Source organism: Frankia sp. AgB1.9 (assembly GCF_016786355.1).
Lineage (GTDB): Bacteria > Actinomycetota > Actinomycetes > Frankiales > Frankiaceae > Pseudofrankia.
Map to the genome: position 1 here is coordinate 1 of NZ_JADWYX010000178.1, position 15,223 is coordinate 15,223.

Annotated in this window: 12 protein-coding genes; 4 read left to right on the forward strand and 8 right to left on the reverse strand. The window is 73.7% G+C overall.

From position 1 onward, the window contains the following. Nucleotides 1-40: 40 nt before the first annotated feature. Both I6A60_RS38390 and I6A60_RS38395 read right to left on the reverse strand, forming a co-directional pair. Nucleotides 41-772 carry a YcnI family protein gene (locus tag I6A60_RS38390; RefSeq protein WP_203022284.1) on the reverse strand — a complete coding sequence of 244 codons (732 nt, stop codon included), beginning with the start codon at nt 770-772 and terminating at the stop codon, nt 41-43. Between the two features lie 254 nt (nt 773-1,026). After that, nucleotides 1,027-1,641, reverse strand: a complete 615-nt coding sequence (locus I6A60_RS38395; RefSeq protein WP_203042324.1) for a hypothetical protein — start codon at nt 1,639-1,641, stop codon at nt 1,027-1,029. A gap of 368 nt (nt 1,642-2,009) precedes the next feature. Here I6A60_RS38395 and I6A60_RS38400 point away from each other — a divergent pair, with 368 nt between their 5' ends. Both I6A60_RS38400 and I6A60_RS38405 read left to right on the forward strand, forming a co-directional pair. Further along, the gene (locus tag I6A60_RS38400) at nt 2,010-2,822 is read left to right on the forward strand and encodes an MOSC domain-containing protein (protein ID WP_203022286.1); all 813 of its coding nucleotides are present in this window, start codon (nt 2,010-2,012) and stop codon (nt 2,820-2,822) included. A gap of 46 nt (nt 2,823-2,868) precedes the next feature. Beyond that, a complete protein-coding gene (locus I6A60_RS38405) occupies nt 2,869-3,516 on the forward strand; it encodes a response regulator transcription factor (protein WP_203022287.1) in 648 nt (215 codons plus the stop codon). 24 nt (nt 3,517-3,540) lie between these two features. Here I6A60_RS38405 and I6A60_RS42455 read toward each other — a convergent pair whose 3' ends face one another. The 3 genes from I6A60_RS42455 to mscL all read right to left on the reverse strand — a co-directional run bounded on the left by I6A60_RS42455 (nt 3,541) and on the right by mscL (nt 8,239). Continuing rightward, nucleotides 3,541-5,283: a hypothetical protein gene (locus tag I6A60_RS42455; protein ID WP_307874086.1), complete on the reverse strand. Its 1,743-nt coding sequence runs from the start codon at nt 5,281-5,283 to the stop codon at nt 3,541-3,543. 715 nt (nt 5,284-5,998) lie between these two features. Further along, nucleotides 5,999-7,612, reverse strand: a complete 1,614-nt coding sequence (locus I6A60_RS38415; protein ID WP_203021795.1) for a S1C family serine protease — start codon at nt 7,610-7,612, stop codon at nt 5,999-6,001. Between the two features lie 192 nt (nt 7,613-7,804). Then, entirely contained in the window at nt 7,805-8,239 is a 435-nt protein-coding gene (mscL, locus tag I6A60_RS38420) for a large conductance mechanosensitive channel protein MscL (RefSeq protein ID WP_203021794.1), read from the reverse strand. Nucleotides 8,240-9,866: 1,627 nt separating this feature from the next. Between mscL and I6A60_RS38425 the strand changes: the two genes are divergently transcribed. Further along, a complete protein-coding gene (locus I6A60_RS38425; protein ID WP_238437120.1) occupies nt 9,867-10,847 on the forward strand; it encodes a hypothetical protein in 981 nt (326 codons plus the stop codon). Between the two features lie 18 nt (nt 10,848-10,865). Here I6A60_RS38425 and I6A60_RS38430 read toward each other — a convergent pair whose 3' ends face one another. Then, nucleotides 10,866-12,029 (reverse strand): PHB depolymerase family esterase, encoded by a 1,164-nt coding sequence (locus I6A60_RS38430; RefSeq protein WP_203055840.1) that lies wholly within the window; start codon nt 12,027-12,029, stop codon nt 10,866-10,868. A gap of 482 nt (nt 12,030-12,511) precedes the next feature. Between I6A60_RS38430 and I6A60_RS38435 the strand changes: the two genes are divergently transcribed. Further along, complete coding sequence (locus I6A60_RS38435) at nt 12,512-12,757, forward strand: hypothetical protein (RefSeq protein ID WP_238437121.1); 246 nt, start codon at nt 12,512-12,514, stop codon at nt 12,755-12,757. A 552-nt stretch (nt 12,758-13,309) separates the two neighbouring features. On the opposite strand, the gene I6A60_RS38440 is transcribed toward I6A60_RS38435, so the two are convergent. Continuing rightward, complete coding sequence (locus I6A60_RS38440) at nt 13,310-14,080, reverse strand: L,D-transpeptidase (RefSeq protein ID WP_203017022.1); 771 nt, start codon at nt 14,078-14,080, stop codon at nt 13,310-13,312. A 2-nt stretch (nt 14,081-14,082) separates the two neighbouring features. Then, entirely contained in the window at nt 14,083-14,910 is an 828-nt protein-coding gene (locus I6A60_RS38445) for a hypothetical protein (protein WP_203017020.1), read from the reverse strand. Between the last annotated feature and the right edge of the window lie 313 nt (nt 14,911-15,223).

Here is a 15,223-nt window from a genome sequence, read left to right on the forward strand (position 1 = left end):
GGGCGCGCGGCGGCGGCCCCCCCCCCCCCCGGCTCCCAGGTCAGCCGCCCGTGTGGGAGCGGCGGCGGCTCGACGCGAGCGCGAGGCCCGCGGCGGCGAGGCCGACCACGCCGACCACGAGGCCGGCGATGCCCAGGCCGCGGGCGGTGTCGTCCGCCTTGGCCGTGGCGGGGGCCGCTGCCGGCGCAGGCGTCGCGGCGGTGGTGCTGGCCGTGCCGTCGCTCGCCGCGGTCAGGGTCACGGTGGGAGCCGGGTGCTCCGGCTCCGCCTGGCCGGCCTGGCTCTCGTCGATCCAACGAACAACCGAGCCGTCCGAGTACGTCTGCAGCGCCTTGAAGCTGACGGACTTCGCGTCGGTGGGCAGCGGGCCGGCCGAGACGACGAACGTGTCGAACTCACCGGGCTTGATGCCCGGCCCGGTGGCCGTCCAGGTGATCTCGTTGACGACCTGGACGATCTTGTTTCCGTCGTCGTCGGTGACCGGCCTGCTCGGGGCACCGGACTTGACCTCGTACGTCCAGCCCGCCTTCGGCTGTACGGCGACCGAGGCGATGGGGTCGGCGGACGGGAACTGCACGTCGAGCTTGGTCGTCGACGCGGTGTCGCTCTCGGACGGCACGTTGAACGAGAGCTGGACGTATCCGCCGGCCGGCGCGCTCTGGGGCGACACCGTTACGTGCGCCGAGGCCGGCAGCGCCATCGCGACGACGGCTACGGCGCCGATCGCGGTGACGCCGGCAACTCGGGCGAACCGGGGCATCTTTCGGGACATCGGGGACCTTCCACACAGGTGGACACGCAACAAGGAATGGGAGCCCTCCCCGCTCGACCGGAACCGGAGCGACACGGCGTCGCGGGCACGGCGGAGCGGGAGCGGCGGTGGGCCGCCCGCGGCACGCCACCGGGGTTCGCGCGGGCAGCGGTGTGCTGCCTGCGGCGGACGGGCGTGGTCTGGCGACCAGAAGGCAAGGCAGCGGCCAGATCAGCCGGATGACGCGCCCGGGTGCCGGGCGCGCGAACGACTGGTCAGACCGCGAGACGGGTGACGACCCGACCGGCCGGCGGCCCGCGCCGCCGGGCAGACCGGCCGACGGGCTGGGCGCGCGGCCGTACCGGCGGCGCGCTGGTCAGGTTCCGGTCGTCTGAGCGGCTACCGTTCGCCTCGTCGGCGGTGGCCGCCAGCACCAGCAGCCGGCGCAGCCGGGCGGCGGCCGCGGCCAGCGGACCGACGAGCCGGGCGGCGGCCCTGGGCAGCGTGGTGCGCAGCGCGGCGGCGGCCCACAGCAGCCTGTCGGCCCGGTGCAGCAGCAGACCGGTGGCGATGACGGCGGCCAGGTGGGCGAGGACCATGGCCGCGGCGCCCGCCCAGGTCGACCCGTCCAGCTCGACGAGGAGCTCGGTGGGCCGCAGCACGTGGTGGTGGTGCCCGGAGCCGCCGCCCGTCGGATGGTTGGCGAGCACGAAGGCCGCGTGCGCCAGGAGCTGCGAGCAGGTGAGCCAACCGAGCACGGCCGCCAGGCCCCGGCGTCGGCCGGCGAGCCCGTACGCCAGCCGGACGAACAGCGCTCCCGCCGCGAGGACCAGCCAGCCCGGAGGCGGGGCGGCGCCGGCCGCGGTGTGCGCCGCGACCGCGAGGCTCACCGACGCCCCGCCGGCCACGATTGCCCGGACCAGGCGTGTCGGCCCGGCGGCGGGCCCGCGGCTGGCGATCGGCAGCGCGCCTCGGACCGCCGGGAGGTCAGGTCGGGCCGTTCGGGCGCCGCGCAAGCCAGGCGGTCGCGGCGAGAGTGCCCGACCGGACGTCACGTCCGCGACTCTGCCACACCTCGACCAGGTGGCACGAACCCGCGTCGGCAGCACGACCGATTCCATTCCGGGTCAGGCAGGCGACCGCCGACCAGGGCGGCCGCGAGGACGAGCCCGGCCCGCGATCCGGGCTCGCTGGGAGCTGTCGGCACGGCGGGTAGCGTCGACGCACCGACAGAACTGCGCGCGAGGGAGCGGGGCTGATGGGCGTGTCGACCGGTCCTCGCGTGGCCGAGCTCTACCGCTACCCGGTCAAGGGCCTGACCGGCGAACCGCTCGACGAGGTGGCCCTCACCGCCGGCGACGGCGTCCCGGGGGACCGGATGTTCGCGCTCGCGCTACCGAGCACCGACTTCGACGAGGACCGTCCGGTCGCGCTGGGCAAGCGGCACTTCCTCATGCTGATGCGTGACGAGACGCTCGCCAGGGTGCGTACCGCCTACGACCCCCGGACCGGGGTGCTCACCGTCGACGAAGGCACTCGCCGCTGGTCGGCCGACCTCGCGACGGCACCCGGCCGCAGGTCCGTCGAGGAGTACTTCGGCGCGCTCGCCGCGGACACGGCCAGGACCTCCGGCGACGCGCTCCCGCGGCTGGTCACCGCGCGTGGCGGCCATCGGTTCACGGACGGGGGGCCGGACGGCCCGGAGGTGATGCGCGCCGTCTCGGTGCTCAACCTCGCCAGCGTGCGCGACTTCGCCGAGCGGGTCGGTCAGCCGGTCGACCCGCTGCGGTTCCGGGCCAACCTTCACCTCGACGGCATCCCGGCCTGGGCCGAGCGGGACTGGGCCGGTCAGGAGATCATCATCGGGTCTGTCCGGCTGCGGGTACTGAAGGGCATCCGGCGCTGTGCCGCGACCACGGTCAACCCGCGGACCGCCGAACGGGACCTCAAGGTGCTCAAGGAACTCCAGACCCATTACGGTCACACCGACTGCGGCAGCTACGCCACGGTGCTGACGGCCGGCACGGTCCGGCCCGGCGACCCGGTCGCCCTGCTCGGCGCCACGGGCTGAGCGCCGACCGGCCGGGGCTCGCTGCCGACGAGGAGTGGGAGGCGCCGTGCGTGTCGTCATCGCCGAGGACTCGGTGCTGCTACGGGAAGGGCTGTCCAGACTGCTGATCGACGCGGGCTGCGAGATCGTGGCCGCCGTCGGCGACGGGCCGGCGCTGGTTGGCGCGATCACCACGCACCGGCCGGACGTCTCGGTGGTGGACGTGCGGATGCCGCCGTCCCACCGGGACGAGGGCCTGCGGGCGGCGATCTCGGCCCGCGCCGAGGTGCCCGGCTCGCCCGTGCTGGTGCTGAGCCAGTACGTCGAGAAGCAGTACGCCGCCGAGCTGCTGGCCGACGGTGCCGGCTCGATCGGCTACCTGCTCAAGGACCGGGTGGCCGACGTCCGCGAGTTCGTCGACGCGGTCCGGCGGGTGGCCGGCGGTGGCACGGTGATGGATCCGGAGGTGGTCGCGCAGCTGCTGGTCCGCAGCCGCCGGGACGACCCGATGGCCACGCTGACCCCGCGCGAGCGCGAGGTGCTCCAGCTGATGGCGGAGGGGCGTTCCAACGCCGCGATCGCCGCGCACCTGGTGGTGAGCGCGGGTGCCGTCGAGAAGCACATCTCCAACGTCTTCGCCAAGCTGGGCCTGGAGGCCTCCGGCAGCGACCATCGCCGCGTGCTGGCGGTCCTGACCTACCTGCGCGAGTCCTGACCGGCCGACCCGCCGGCCGCCCGGCTACATGTTGGCCGTGCTGCCCGAGTCGAGCGTGCCGAAGACGGCCGGCGGGTGGGGCAGGTGGAGCGGCGGGGAGGCCGTGGTCACCGGCTGGGTCGTCCCGCTGGCCGGCGGCGGAGTCGTCTGCGCGGGCCGGGTCGGGACCGGGCTGGTCGGCGCCCCGCCGGTCGGCGACGGGGTGTGCGACGGGCGGGTCGGTGTCGCCGTCGGGCTCGTGGTCGCCGTGGGGCCGTGCGTCGTCGCGGGCGGCGAGACGACGGTGGCCGTCGGCGACGGGGTGACCGACGGCTGGGTGGGCGCGCCGGCGTCCGACGGCGGTGGCGGTGTCGTCGCGACGATCAGGTGATGGTCGACGACGGGCCTCGGCTGGCCGTGGGTGATGATCACCACGGGGGCCGCTGGCGCCGCCGGCGGGGTGAACCCGGGCGGTGTGGTCGGGGTGCCGTCGGTCGGCGCCGAGCTGACCACCAGCGAGGGCGCGACGATCGCCGCGTCGGGGAAGTTCTCGGCCGACAGGTTCGCCGACGGCGTGGGCCAGTTGAGCGCGGCGGTGATGCCGGCGACCGCGACCACCAGCGAGGCGGCGATCGCAATCGCCGGCCGGGTGCGCCAGTCGGAGCTGAGGCCTCGACCGTGGCGGATCTCCAGGTCGTCGATCGGGACGAGCGGCGCGCCCTGACCGTCCGCGTAGAACTGGTCGTCGACGTAGAACGGGTTCGCCGGGGCGAACGCCAGGACGTTCGCCGGAAGCTCGGTGTCAAGCGTCGGCGGGTCGACGTCGAGGTCGTCGGCACTCTCCGCCGCGACGCCCAGCGGCCGCTTGACCAGAGCCGCGGGCTGGTCGGCGCCGGCGGCGTGGCCGCCGAGGCTGGCCCCGCCGGCGACCGTGCCGTGGTCTGCAGTGGTACGGGCGGCGAGGTCGCTGACGGCAGGCCTGGCGGCCTTCGTGCCGTGCCCGGCCGACTTCCTGCTGAAGCGGCCAGCGGTCTTGGCGGAACGGGTGACGTTCGCCGCCGCGTCGAGGGTGACCTCGGCCAGGCTCTCCAGGGCGTGGCCCTGCGCCGAGCCCGCCCGTATCGCCTTGACGTCGTGCTCGGCCGCCTCGCTGGCCTCGTTCGGGCTGTGCCCGGCGGCCTCGTGCGATCCGGCGCCGACGGTCGCGTCCTCGGTGTCGACGGGGCCCGCGGCGGCGCCGACGGGCTCGGGTGCGCTCGCCGCGAGCGCACCCGCGGCGTCGGCGAGCCCGGCCCCGGTCGCCGGGACGTCGCCGCCATCCGCCGCCAGCGCGGCCGGGCCGGTCAGCGCCGCGGCGGCCTCGGTGGTCCGCGGGCGGGGGACGTTGCGGGCGGCGAGGTGCTCGTTGGCGGCGCGCTCGTGCGCGGCGGTGGTGGCGGCCCGGTCGAAGGTGCGGGCGAGGCCGGCGTGCAGGCTGGCGGGCGCGGGCACGACCGCGCCCTCGATCATCTCCTCGGCGCTGACGCCGTGCGGGACGGGCACGCTGCGCGCCTGCGGCGAGCCGGACCAGGCCAGGGCACTGCCGCGAGCGAGCTCGAGCAGCCAGGACCGCAGCCTGGACGGCTCGGAAAGCGGGTTCATCCGGGTACGGGCGACCAGCGCGAAAGCGGTGCCGGCGGCGGCCCGCGCCACGGTCGGATCACCGAGAACGACGAGGCACATCGAGAAGACGTCGTCTGCATACCGATCGTAAAGATCGTCGAACGCCTGACGGTCACCGCGACGCACTCGCGCCACCAGATCCGCGTCGCCGCCCATATCGCCCGCCGCTCCCGTCGCTTACTCGGACGCACCAATATTAGGAGCCTGCCGTTCGGTGAGGGTGAAGCTTGCGAAGATCGCCGTGTCGCGCGTTCGACAGCTCATCCGACTTGACGGCGATGGCAGCACTTGATCCATCGGGATCCAACTAGGTGACCCCCCGCTGACCTCGATGATTTCACGTGGTGGCAGCGTTCGTACAGCGGGTCTGGCCAGAATCCGAGGCCCCCGGGCGCCGGCGGTCGGGGGCCTGCGGGCTCGGGTGCGACCGGGCCGCGGCCGCCCAGGTTCCGGTGGACTGTCCGGATACCGGACCTGCCTCGCACATCCGTCCGTTTGGACCGGATTGCGCCTCCCAGCGACTCGATCATCGTGACGCCCTGCTCGTGGCGGACCACTTCCGTGTCGCGCTATACGTCGGTTGCGTCGAATCGTTACCGGAATGTTCTCACGGCGTTCCGGGCCGGCATTACCTGTGTATACGGTGTGGTACTGGTGGGTGAATCTGAAATCGCCGCCGCGGCTTTTCGACGAAATCACCGCCCCGGCCGTCCGCGCCGGTTGCGATGCGAGCCCGCGCCGGTGTGTCCGGGCCGGGACCCGCGGCCGGCGGCTCTGGACGTGCCGAGGCCCGGCCGGTCAGGTTCACCGGCCGGGCCTCGGCACGTCACGACTCGTCGGGCTACGAGGACGGCTGCTGCGCCAGGGTGACCTTGGCGGTCTGGCTCTGGCCGTTGCGGGTGTAGGTCACCGTCACCGACTCGCCGATCTCGTGGGCGCGGACCGCCGCGATCAGCGCGTCGACGTCGGACACGGTCCGGTCGCCGATCTTGGTGATGACGTCGCCCGACTGCAGGCCGGCCTGCTGTGCCGGGCCGCCGTTGACGAGGTTCTGGATCTGCGCACCCTTGCCGCCGATGCCGGTGCCCGTCGGGTCGTTGCCCGCGTCCTGCGCGTTGATCCCAAGGTACGGGTGGACCGCCTTGCCCGAGGTGATCAGCTGCTGGGCGATCTTCTGCGCGTAGTTGCTGGCGATGGCGAAGCCGACGCCGATGTTGCCGGACTGCTGCTGCTGGCCGCCGAACGGGCTGCTGCTGCCGCTGTCGACGGTGGCGATCGCGCTGTTGATCCCGACGATCTGGCCCTTGCTGTTGACCAGCGGGCCGCCGGAGTTGCCGGGGTTGATCGGGGCGTCCGTCTGGATGGCGTCGAGGACCGCGTTGGCGTCCTGGACCTGGCTGTCGCCGGTCCGCACCGGGCGGTGCACGGCGCTGACGATGCCGGACGTGACCGTGCCGGCCAGGCCGAGCGGGCTGCCGACGGCGACGACCAGCTCGCCGATCTGCAGCGCGTCCGAGTCGCCGAACGTCGCCGCGGTCAGGCCCGACTTGTCGATCTTGACAACGGCGAGGTCCGAGCTCGGGTCGGTGCCGACCACGGTCGCGTTGACGGTGTCTCCGGACTGCAGGGTGACCGTCAGCGAGCCGGCGGCTCCCGATGCACCGGACACCACGTGGTTGTTGGTCAGGATGTAGCCGTCGGCGCGGATGATGATGCCCGAGCCGGTGCCGGCCTCGTTGTTGCCGACCTCGGAGATCGTCACGACGCTCGGCAGGATGACCTGCGCGGCCTTGCTGACGGTGTTGTCGGCCGCCGGCGCCACCGGGTTCGAGTCGGTGGAGCGGGTCAGCCCGGAGCCGTTGACGACCTGGGTCGTCGAATGGTCGCTGTCGGCGACCAGGGCGCCGATCCCGCCGCCGACACCGCCGCTGACGAGCGCGAGCGCGACGGCCGCGGCGATCAGCTTGCGCCGGCCGCCCATCGGCCCAGAACGCGCGGATCCGGTGACGGGCCCGCCAGGCCCGCCGGGGCCACCCGGGCCACCGGAGTACAACCCGCCCGGCGGCGGGTACTGCGGCGCGGACCAGCTCTCGCCGGGCCGGCCTGCCCACGGAGACCCCGGCGGCGGGCCCCAGGGGCCGCCCTGGCCGGGGTTGGTCGGCGGGTTCGGCGCGTCCTGCGCCCGGAACGCCATGGGTACCCCGTTGGTCGGCGGATCGATGGGAAAGCCGCCGGTGGCCGGCGGGCCAGCGGGGGCCGCGCTGAATCCCGGGTTCTCCGGCGACGACAGCACTGAGCCGTCGGGCCGGGCCCAGGGCGAGCGGTACTCGGAGTCGTCCGAGGGATGACGAGCAGGGTCGAACGCGGTCTCCGACCCCTCCCGGGCGTCGAACGGCCGACCGCCCGGGTCGTTGCCGTCGACCGCGGTGGTGTTGAAGGTGGGACGCGTTGTCATGAGAGGCACTTTCCCGGCGGACCCTGAGCACTTGCTGAAGCCCGACCAACGTTTCCGCTAAGCGGTCTCAGGCAGCCTATCGGCTGCCCGACAACCATCTAGGCAGGATCGCTTGTCGGTCGTGGTCGCCGTGCGGACAGCCGCCGGGATGGTTCACCTTCCGGGGCCCGGCACGGAGGCCCCGGCGGTGACTCAGAGTCCCTTGGGGGGTTCGACGGCCTGACCGGTGGTGCCGCGGGCGGCGAGCAGGTCGCGGATCTCGACCAGCAGCAGGGCCTCGTCGGAGAGCACCGGGTCCGCCTGCGTGGGCGTCTCGCCACTGCGGCGCCGCTCGCTGATCTTGGCCAGCGGCATCACCACGAGGAAGTAGATCACGGCGGCGACGATCAGGAACGAGATCGCGTCGTTGATGAACAGTCCATAGGTGAAGGTGCTGTGGTGGATTCGGAAGGTCAGCCCCTGGAAGCTCGGCTTGCCGGCGATGGCGGCGATGAGCGGCGTCAGGATGTTGTCCACCAGCGATTTCACCAACGCGGTGAACGCGGTGCCGATGACGACAGCGACCGCCAGATCGATGATGTTGCCGCGCATCAGGAAGTTCTTGAAGCCTTGCAGGGTGTTGCGCATAGGTCCCCCTCTGGTTCGGTCCCCGGGCTCGCGGCGTCTCCGACCGGTCGCGAAGCTGGCTGGTACCTCGGTCTTGCTGGATTGGCGGTCTTGCTGGATCGGCCGCGTCGCCGCGCGCCGGTCGAGGCCGTCCGCTCGCCCGGCCGGCGGCCGACCGCGCCGAGGCCGATCCGCCGGGCGAGCAGGCGCCGACCGTTCGGGCCACCGTAGACGAAAGTCCCGAACCAGCGTTTGAGTGGTCCGAACGGAATGAATGGGAATTGGCGCCGCTATCGAACGGCAAAAGTCTCATCGCCACCAAATCGGGCATGCCGCGTCAACGGCCCACCAACCGCCGGCCGGATCGGCCTGGCGCTCGCCGCGTTCTTCGGTGACCGGTCGCGTCGAGGCGTGCCGAAGCGGTCACCCGGACGGGCGCGCCTGGTCGCGGTGTGTGTCGATCCCGGCGAATTCGACGGTATTGGCGCGGAATGCCGCCTTCTGGCGCGGGGTCTCCCGCAATGGGCGACCAACGGCGTGGTACACCGGTCTGAGGCAGCGCGCCGGACGGGGGCTTGCCGGATGACACCCGGAGGGAGGCTGCCTGGTGACGGACAGTCCGCGCCGACCGGGCCCGGTTGACCCACGCCGATCTCCGGCGGGCGGTCGGCCCGCCGATGAGCCAGGTGGCTATCGCCGGGACGACTACCGCGGCGATCGCCCGGATCCCCGCCGTGGCGGGCCGGCAGGTGACCCCCGGAATCCCGGCGGCCGCCGGGCGGACGACCAGAACCCGCGGAACGGCCAGGGCGGGCGCCAGCCGGGCCCGGCCGGCGACCATCCCGGCCGCGCGGCGAACTGGGACCCGAACCGGGGCGGACCCCCGCCGCGTCGCCCGGACGATCCCTACCGGCGTGATCAAGGCAATGCCGGCGGAACCCGGGCCAGTGACGACGACCCGTACCGGCCGGCCAGCCGCCCCCGGAACACCGGCGCGTACCCACCGGGCGCCCCGGACCGAACCGGCCAGGGCAGGGACCACCGCGACAGGCCGGCGGCCGGGCCGGATGGCCGCCCCGCGAACGGACGCGACGGCGACGACTCCAGACCGGGCTTCACGGGCCGCAAGGTGCTGGTGCCACCGGCCGGCGACGCGACCGGTCGCCGCGGCCCGGTAGCCGGCCGCCCGCCGGCCGAGGGTCCCGGCCCGGCTGGCGATCGCGCCCCCGTGGCCGGTCGCCGCCCGGCCGACCAGGCGACCGGAGGGCGCCGGCGAACCGGCGGCACCGGGCCTCGCGCGGCCGCGGCTGGCCCGGAGCCGTCCGCGCGCGACCGTTTCGGCGCGCCGCCCCCCGAGTCCCGCGCCGAGCAGACGATGCTCAGCCCACGCCCGCCGGGCGGAGCCGGCCGCGACACCGGCAGCCGCAACGCCCGTACCAGCGCCCCCGGGAACGGCAGGATCCCTGGGAGCGACAGTGCCCCGCAGCACGCCAGAGCCCCCGGGAACGGCAGTGCTCCTGGGAACGGCAGTGCTCCTGGGAACGGCAGTGCTCCTGGGAACGGCAGGGCCCCCGGGAACGGCACCGGCGGGAACGGCACCCGTGGCCGGTTCGGAAACCCTCCGGCGGAGTCCGTCAGCGAACAGACGATGATCAGCCGTCCTCGCCGGGGCGGCCCCTGGCTGGACGGCAGCGACGAGGCCCTCCTCGACGGCGCCGACGACCCGGCGACCGACCTCGGCCGCGACCGGGACTGGGATGACGAGCGCGGCCCCCGCGCGGACCGGGAGGGCCCCGCTGGCGGGCGGGATGCCCTCCGCGGTGGTACCGGCCCGCGTCGGGCCGGCGGCGGCCCGTCCGGACGCTTCGGGACGGAGGGCGGCTCGGGCCGGTTGGCGGCCTTCGCCGAGGCGGACGACAACGACGACGACGAGCTGGACGACGACGACGCGGAAGACTCCGAACGGCCCGACCTCGGCATGGCGCTGTTCTGGCGCCGGCTGGTGATCACGCTGGTCTGGCTCGGGTTCGCGCTGGGCCTCGGTGTCGGTGCCGGCGTCATCTGGGAGAAGATCCGCCCGAGCGCGGACGCGACGACGGCCGCCACGGCGAGCCTCACGCCGACGGTCAGTGCGCCCGCCGCGGCTCCGACGCCGACCAGAAGCGCCACGCCGGCCCCGGCCGTCCCGGCGGACTGGGCCGCCTACACGGCCACCGCGAGCAACGCGAAGTCGACCTTCTCGCACCCCGGCACCTGGACGGTCCACCCGGACAGCACAGCGGTCTTCTTCGTCGAGCCGAGTGGTCCCCGGATGGTCGGCGTCGCGCGCCGGGTCGGCCTGACCGACGGGGCGGCCGCCGTCTCGAAGGTGGACGCGCTGGAGTTCAACACCCTGGCCGGGCACGCGGTCACCGGCTCCGGCAACGTGAAGGACCCGGTCAGCGGCGCCACGGTGTGGGAGCTGACCGGCACGTACACCCGTCAGGGCCAGAAGGTGGCGTACATGATGCACTCGGTGGACGGGCCGGGCGCCGAGTACGTCCTCATCGTCCGGGTGCCGGCGGACTCCTCGTCCGAGCTGGACGGCCTGATGCGGTCGCTGCGGGCGTCCTTCCAGCCCGCGTCCTGAGGCGGCCGGTCAGCAGTCCTACCGGCTCGGGACCGGGTTGGCGCGGGCGCCGCTCAGGATGCGCCACACGACCGTCGCGGTGTCGAAGGCGGCCGGGCCGGTCGACGCGGGCCAGCCGTGGTCGACGTTCGGCAGGAAGTACTCGACCACCCGGGCGCTCGCGGCGCAGGTGGACTCGGTCCGCACGGCGTCGGTCGGGTTCGTCGCCGAGTCGAGCGGCACCGGCGTGATCGGCTCCGACCCGGCCTCCGTCCCCCCTGTTGATGCCGGGTCGCCGGAGGGCCGCGCCCCGGCCAGCGTGGCGCGGATCTGTGCCGGGGTCACCGCCGGGCTGCCGGTGCTGAGCGTCTCGCTCAGGCGGGGCGCTCCGTCCGGGCCGGTCGCAGTCACGTCGCCTGGGCTGGTGGCCGGCTCGCAGCGGTCCTCGGCCCGGAACGGCGCCAGGCTGTCCGTCGTCGAGGTGATCGGCGCGCCGAGATCGGACTGCCAGGGGGTCCCGGCGCCCGGCACGTGCTGGTCCTTGCCGCCATGGACGGAGACGACGGTCAGCGGGGTCTTCGGCTTGCAGCCGGGCTGTTCCAGGCTGCCTGCGACGACGGCGATCCCGGCGATGTCCTCGGGATGCTCGCAGGCGTAGCGGTAGGCCATCATGCCGCCGTTGGACAGCCCGACGATCAGGACTCTCGTCGGGTCGATCGGGTAGTTGGCCTCCAGGTGCTGGATCAGCGCGTGCAGGTACGCGACATCGTCGACGTCCTTGCTGGCTGCGTCGCCGCAGCAGCTGCCCGCGTCCCACGACCCTTCGATGCCGTCCGGGCTGACCATCGCGAAGCCGGCGGTCTGGGCCAGCTGGCTCAGCCCCCACCCCTCGGTCTCGGTCGCCGAGTGGAACAGGCTGTGCAGCGCGACCACCAGCGGGTACGGGCCGGCAGTGTCCGGCCCGGGCAGCACGAGGTGCAGCTGGGACGTGCGACCGGAGCGCTCGTCGGCGGCCGGGCCGGGCGCGGGGGGGGGGGGGGCGGCGGCGGCCCGGGGGGCGGGGGGCGGGCCGGCCGCGCCGCCGCCAGCGGACGGGTCGCCGGCCGGGAAGCCGCACCCGGCGGCGGTCAGGGCGGCGAACAGGAGGCTGACGAGCCAGACCGTGGCGGCCCGGCGGCGACGGACGGCCGACACATCGCCCATTTTGCCGTTTCCTTGGGCGGACCCGACGCCCGGTTGTCCATCATGGCCGTCAGTGGTCGCTTTGCCACGTCTCGACCGCCTTCCGGCGTGCCTGACCGGTGACGATCGAGGTCGTCTCCGCCACACGGGGTGGTGGCGGCGGCCGGTGGCAACGGGCGGCCCAGGCCGTTCGGCGGTGGTAAAGGCGCGCTGGTGGCGGGGTTGCGCGCGTCACTCGGTGACGGGCGGCGTCTGGCGTCCGGGCGGGCGCGAGAGGATGACACGGTGGGGAGGGGTTCGGCGAACTGTCGGGCGTGGCCGGCCCTTGTGCGGCACTCTGGGAGTGGAAATCAGCGCGGGCGCCGAGCCAGCCGACGGCGGACCGGCGCCGACACGTCGCAATGCGAAGCGCGACTGCCCCCAGGGTAGGTAGTCAGGAGACGCGACCGGAGCGAGCAATCGGCAATCCGGAGGGACAACTCTCGGTGGACGAGCTATCGGACATGGATCGTTCCCGCCTGCTCCTTGGGTGGCTGGCGGCGCGGCGCGCAGTGGACCACTGCCTGTCGGACCTGCTGGCCGCCGGACCGGCGGGCGAGCGGCGGGTCCGGGCCCAGCTGGCCCTGGTGGACGATCTGGAGAGCCGTGCTCAGGCGGCCTTCGACCGCTACCGCACGGCGGCGGAGAAGACGGCCGGCGCGCAGCAGGAGCGCCCCCACCTCAACGTCGTCCGCGGCGAACGCCCCTAGCGGTACCTAGCCACAGCCTTAGCTGGTGCAGCGGTCTCAAGCGGTAGGCGACCGCAGCCGGCGAGCGGCTAAGCGATACCCAGCCACGAAGCCAGCCCAGTACGACCTCGGCTCCGGACTTCCACGCCCCGATCGACAGGCATTCGGAGGGCGCCCTTGGCGCCCGACGGGCGGTCGGCCAGCTGGCGCTCCGCGCCCGTTCTGGACGTCCGCCGCGGTCGCGCCTCCGTACGCCCCCCTCCGAGCGTAGGGTCGGCGCGACCGCGGCCGGGTGGGACCGACGATGACGCGCGGAGCCCTCCAACTCACGCACGTTCGCGGTTCCCCGGTGGCGGAGGAGTCCCCACAACCTCCGCCTGGCCTTGGTTGCGTGGCTCAGGGCCCGCGACCGGCTCTGGGCATCTACCCGGCTGAGCCGGGCTAACCCTCCTACCTGCGAAGTTGAGTGTTCGCAGCCGTCAGCCGGGTCGCCGGTCGCGGCTTCAGCGGTCGAGAAAAGACCGCGGTTCCAGCCATCCAAGGGCTGAAACCGCGGTCATGACCGGCTGGGACTCAGGCGATGATGTCGACCGGAGTGCCGGTCGGAACCGTTCCGGCGAGCCGGGTGATCGCGTCGTTGCTGAGCCTGATGCACCCGTGCGACACGTCATGGCCCAGCAGCTGTGGCTCGTTGGTGCCGTGCAGGCCGATGACCGGCTTCGTGCCGTCGAACGACGCCAACGCGGTCGAGAAGCCACTCAGCCCGAATGCGTAGGGGCCGTACGGGCCACCCGGGTTCGGCGGCTTGAGCAGCTCGGCCAGGTAGAACCGTCCACCCGGCGTCGGGGTGTCCGAGGTGCCGATCGCGACCTTCTCGACGGCGATCACGCCGCCCGACTTGTACAGGGTCAGCGTGTGCTGGCCCCGCGAGACCACGATCCGGTACGGCGTGGTGCTCGCCGTCACCTGGTCGGTCTTGACCCAGCCGGTGCTGCCGTTGGGCTGGACCGGCAGGAGGACCTGCCACCAGCCGGGCAGCTTCGCGGTCACCAGGAAGACCAGCTTGGCGCCGTCCTGGTTCGGGTTGGCGAGGTGGAGCTTCACGGTCCCGGTGCTTCCGGCCGTGCTGGGCGCCGCGTAGACGGCGACCGAACTGCTGTTGGCGGTGAGGACCGTGCTGTCTACGCCGACCCCGGCCACGGCCGAGAGCTCGCTCTTCACGGTGTCTGGGATCTGGGTCGAGGTGGCGGACGAGGAGCCCTTGCCACCGCCGCATCCGGCCACGGCGACGACGGCGATGGCCGTCGTCGCCGCGACGCGGGCGAGCGAGGGTGAGAGACGCACGGTCAGCCGGTGAAGTGCGGGGTGCCCGGGACGGCCACGCCGGTGGCGGGCGGGGCGACCGGCAGCGCGATCGGCGGGATCTTCACCGAGGTGCCGCCGGGGCAGGTCGAGTAGCCGACGGCCGGGATCGCGACCAGCAGGGTGCTGGTCTTGGCGTCCCAGGGCGAGGCGATCACGGCGATCGAGTGGCTGTTCAGCGTCTGGGTCTCACCAGGGGCGATCATCGAGACGCCGCCACCGAGGTTGATGTCGAACCAGCCGAAGCCGAGCGCGGCCGTGCCGGTGTTCGTCACCGTCCAGATCGGGCCGTCCGGGCCGCACTTGGCCGTGATGATCAGCGGGTTCGGCACGAAGTCCTGGATGCCCGTGATCTGCTTGTCACAGGGCAGCTTGACCGGCGAGAACGAGTTGAAGGCGTCGCAGTCCTTCTTGATGTCCAGGTTGATCGGGCCGATACCCGGAATGACGATGACACCGGGCGACGGACTGGCCGACGTGCTCGGCGCCGCGGGGGCGCTGATCTCAGGGGTCTTCGTCGTCCCGAGCTCGCCCAGCCCACCGAGGATGCCGCAGGGCGCGGCGGTCGTCGTCTTGGCGGCCGTGGGGGTGGCCGGGCTCGCGGACTCGGTCGTGCCCGCGCTCGCCGATGCCTCGGTCGACGGCGTCGCGGCCGCTGCCGCTGCCGCGCTGGCCGTCGGTGACGGCGTGGTGCAGGAGGTCGAGGTCGGCGTCGGGGTCGGCGTGTCGGCCGCCCAGGCGGGGCTGGCGATGGCGACCATCGCGGCACCGAGCAGGCCGGCCGTGACGGCCCGCATTCTGGAGTTACGCATGGATCCGTTCTCCCTCGCAGGACGACGGGCCCACGGCGGTGATGATCCCCGCGGCCCCGGCTAGCCAGACTCGACGGGCATCCTTCACAGAAGCGCCGTCGCCGGCTGGAACGGTACCAACATCGCAAAGCGGATACCCGATCCGGGTGCCGGGCTAGCGCGCACGTTGGGTACGGGTTTCTTTTCGCAGCACTGAATCTGCTGACCAGCACGTATTGCCGGTGGCGGGCCGACGTCGCCACACGCGAAACGGCTGGGGCCGCGCCGCGGGGGGGGCCGGCCCCCCCCGGGGGGGTGGCCCGCCCCCCCCGGG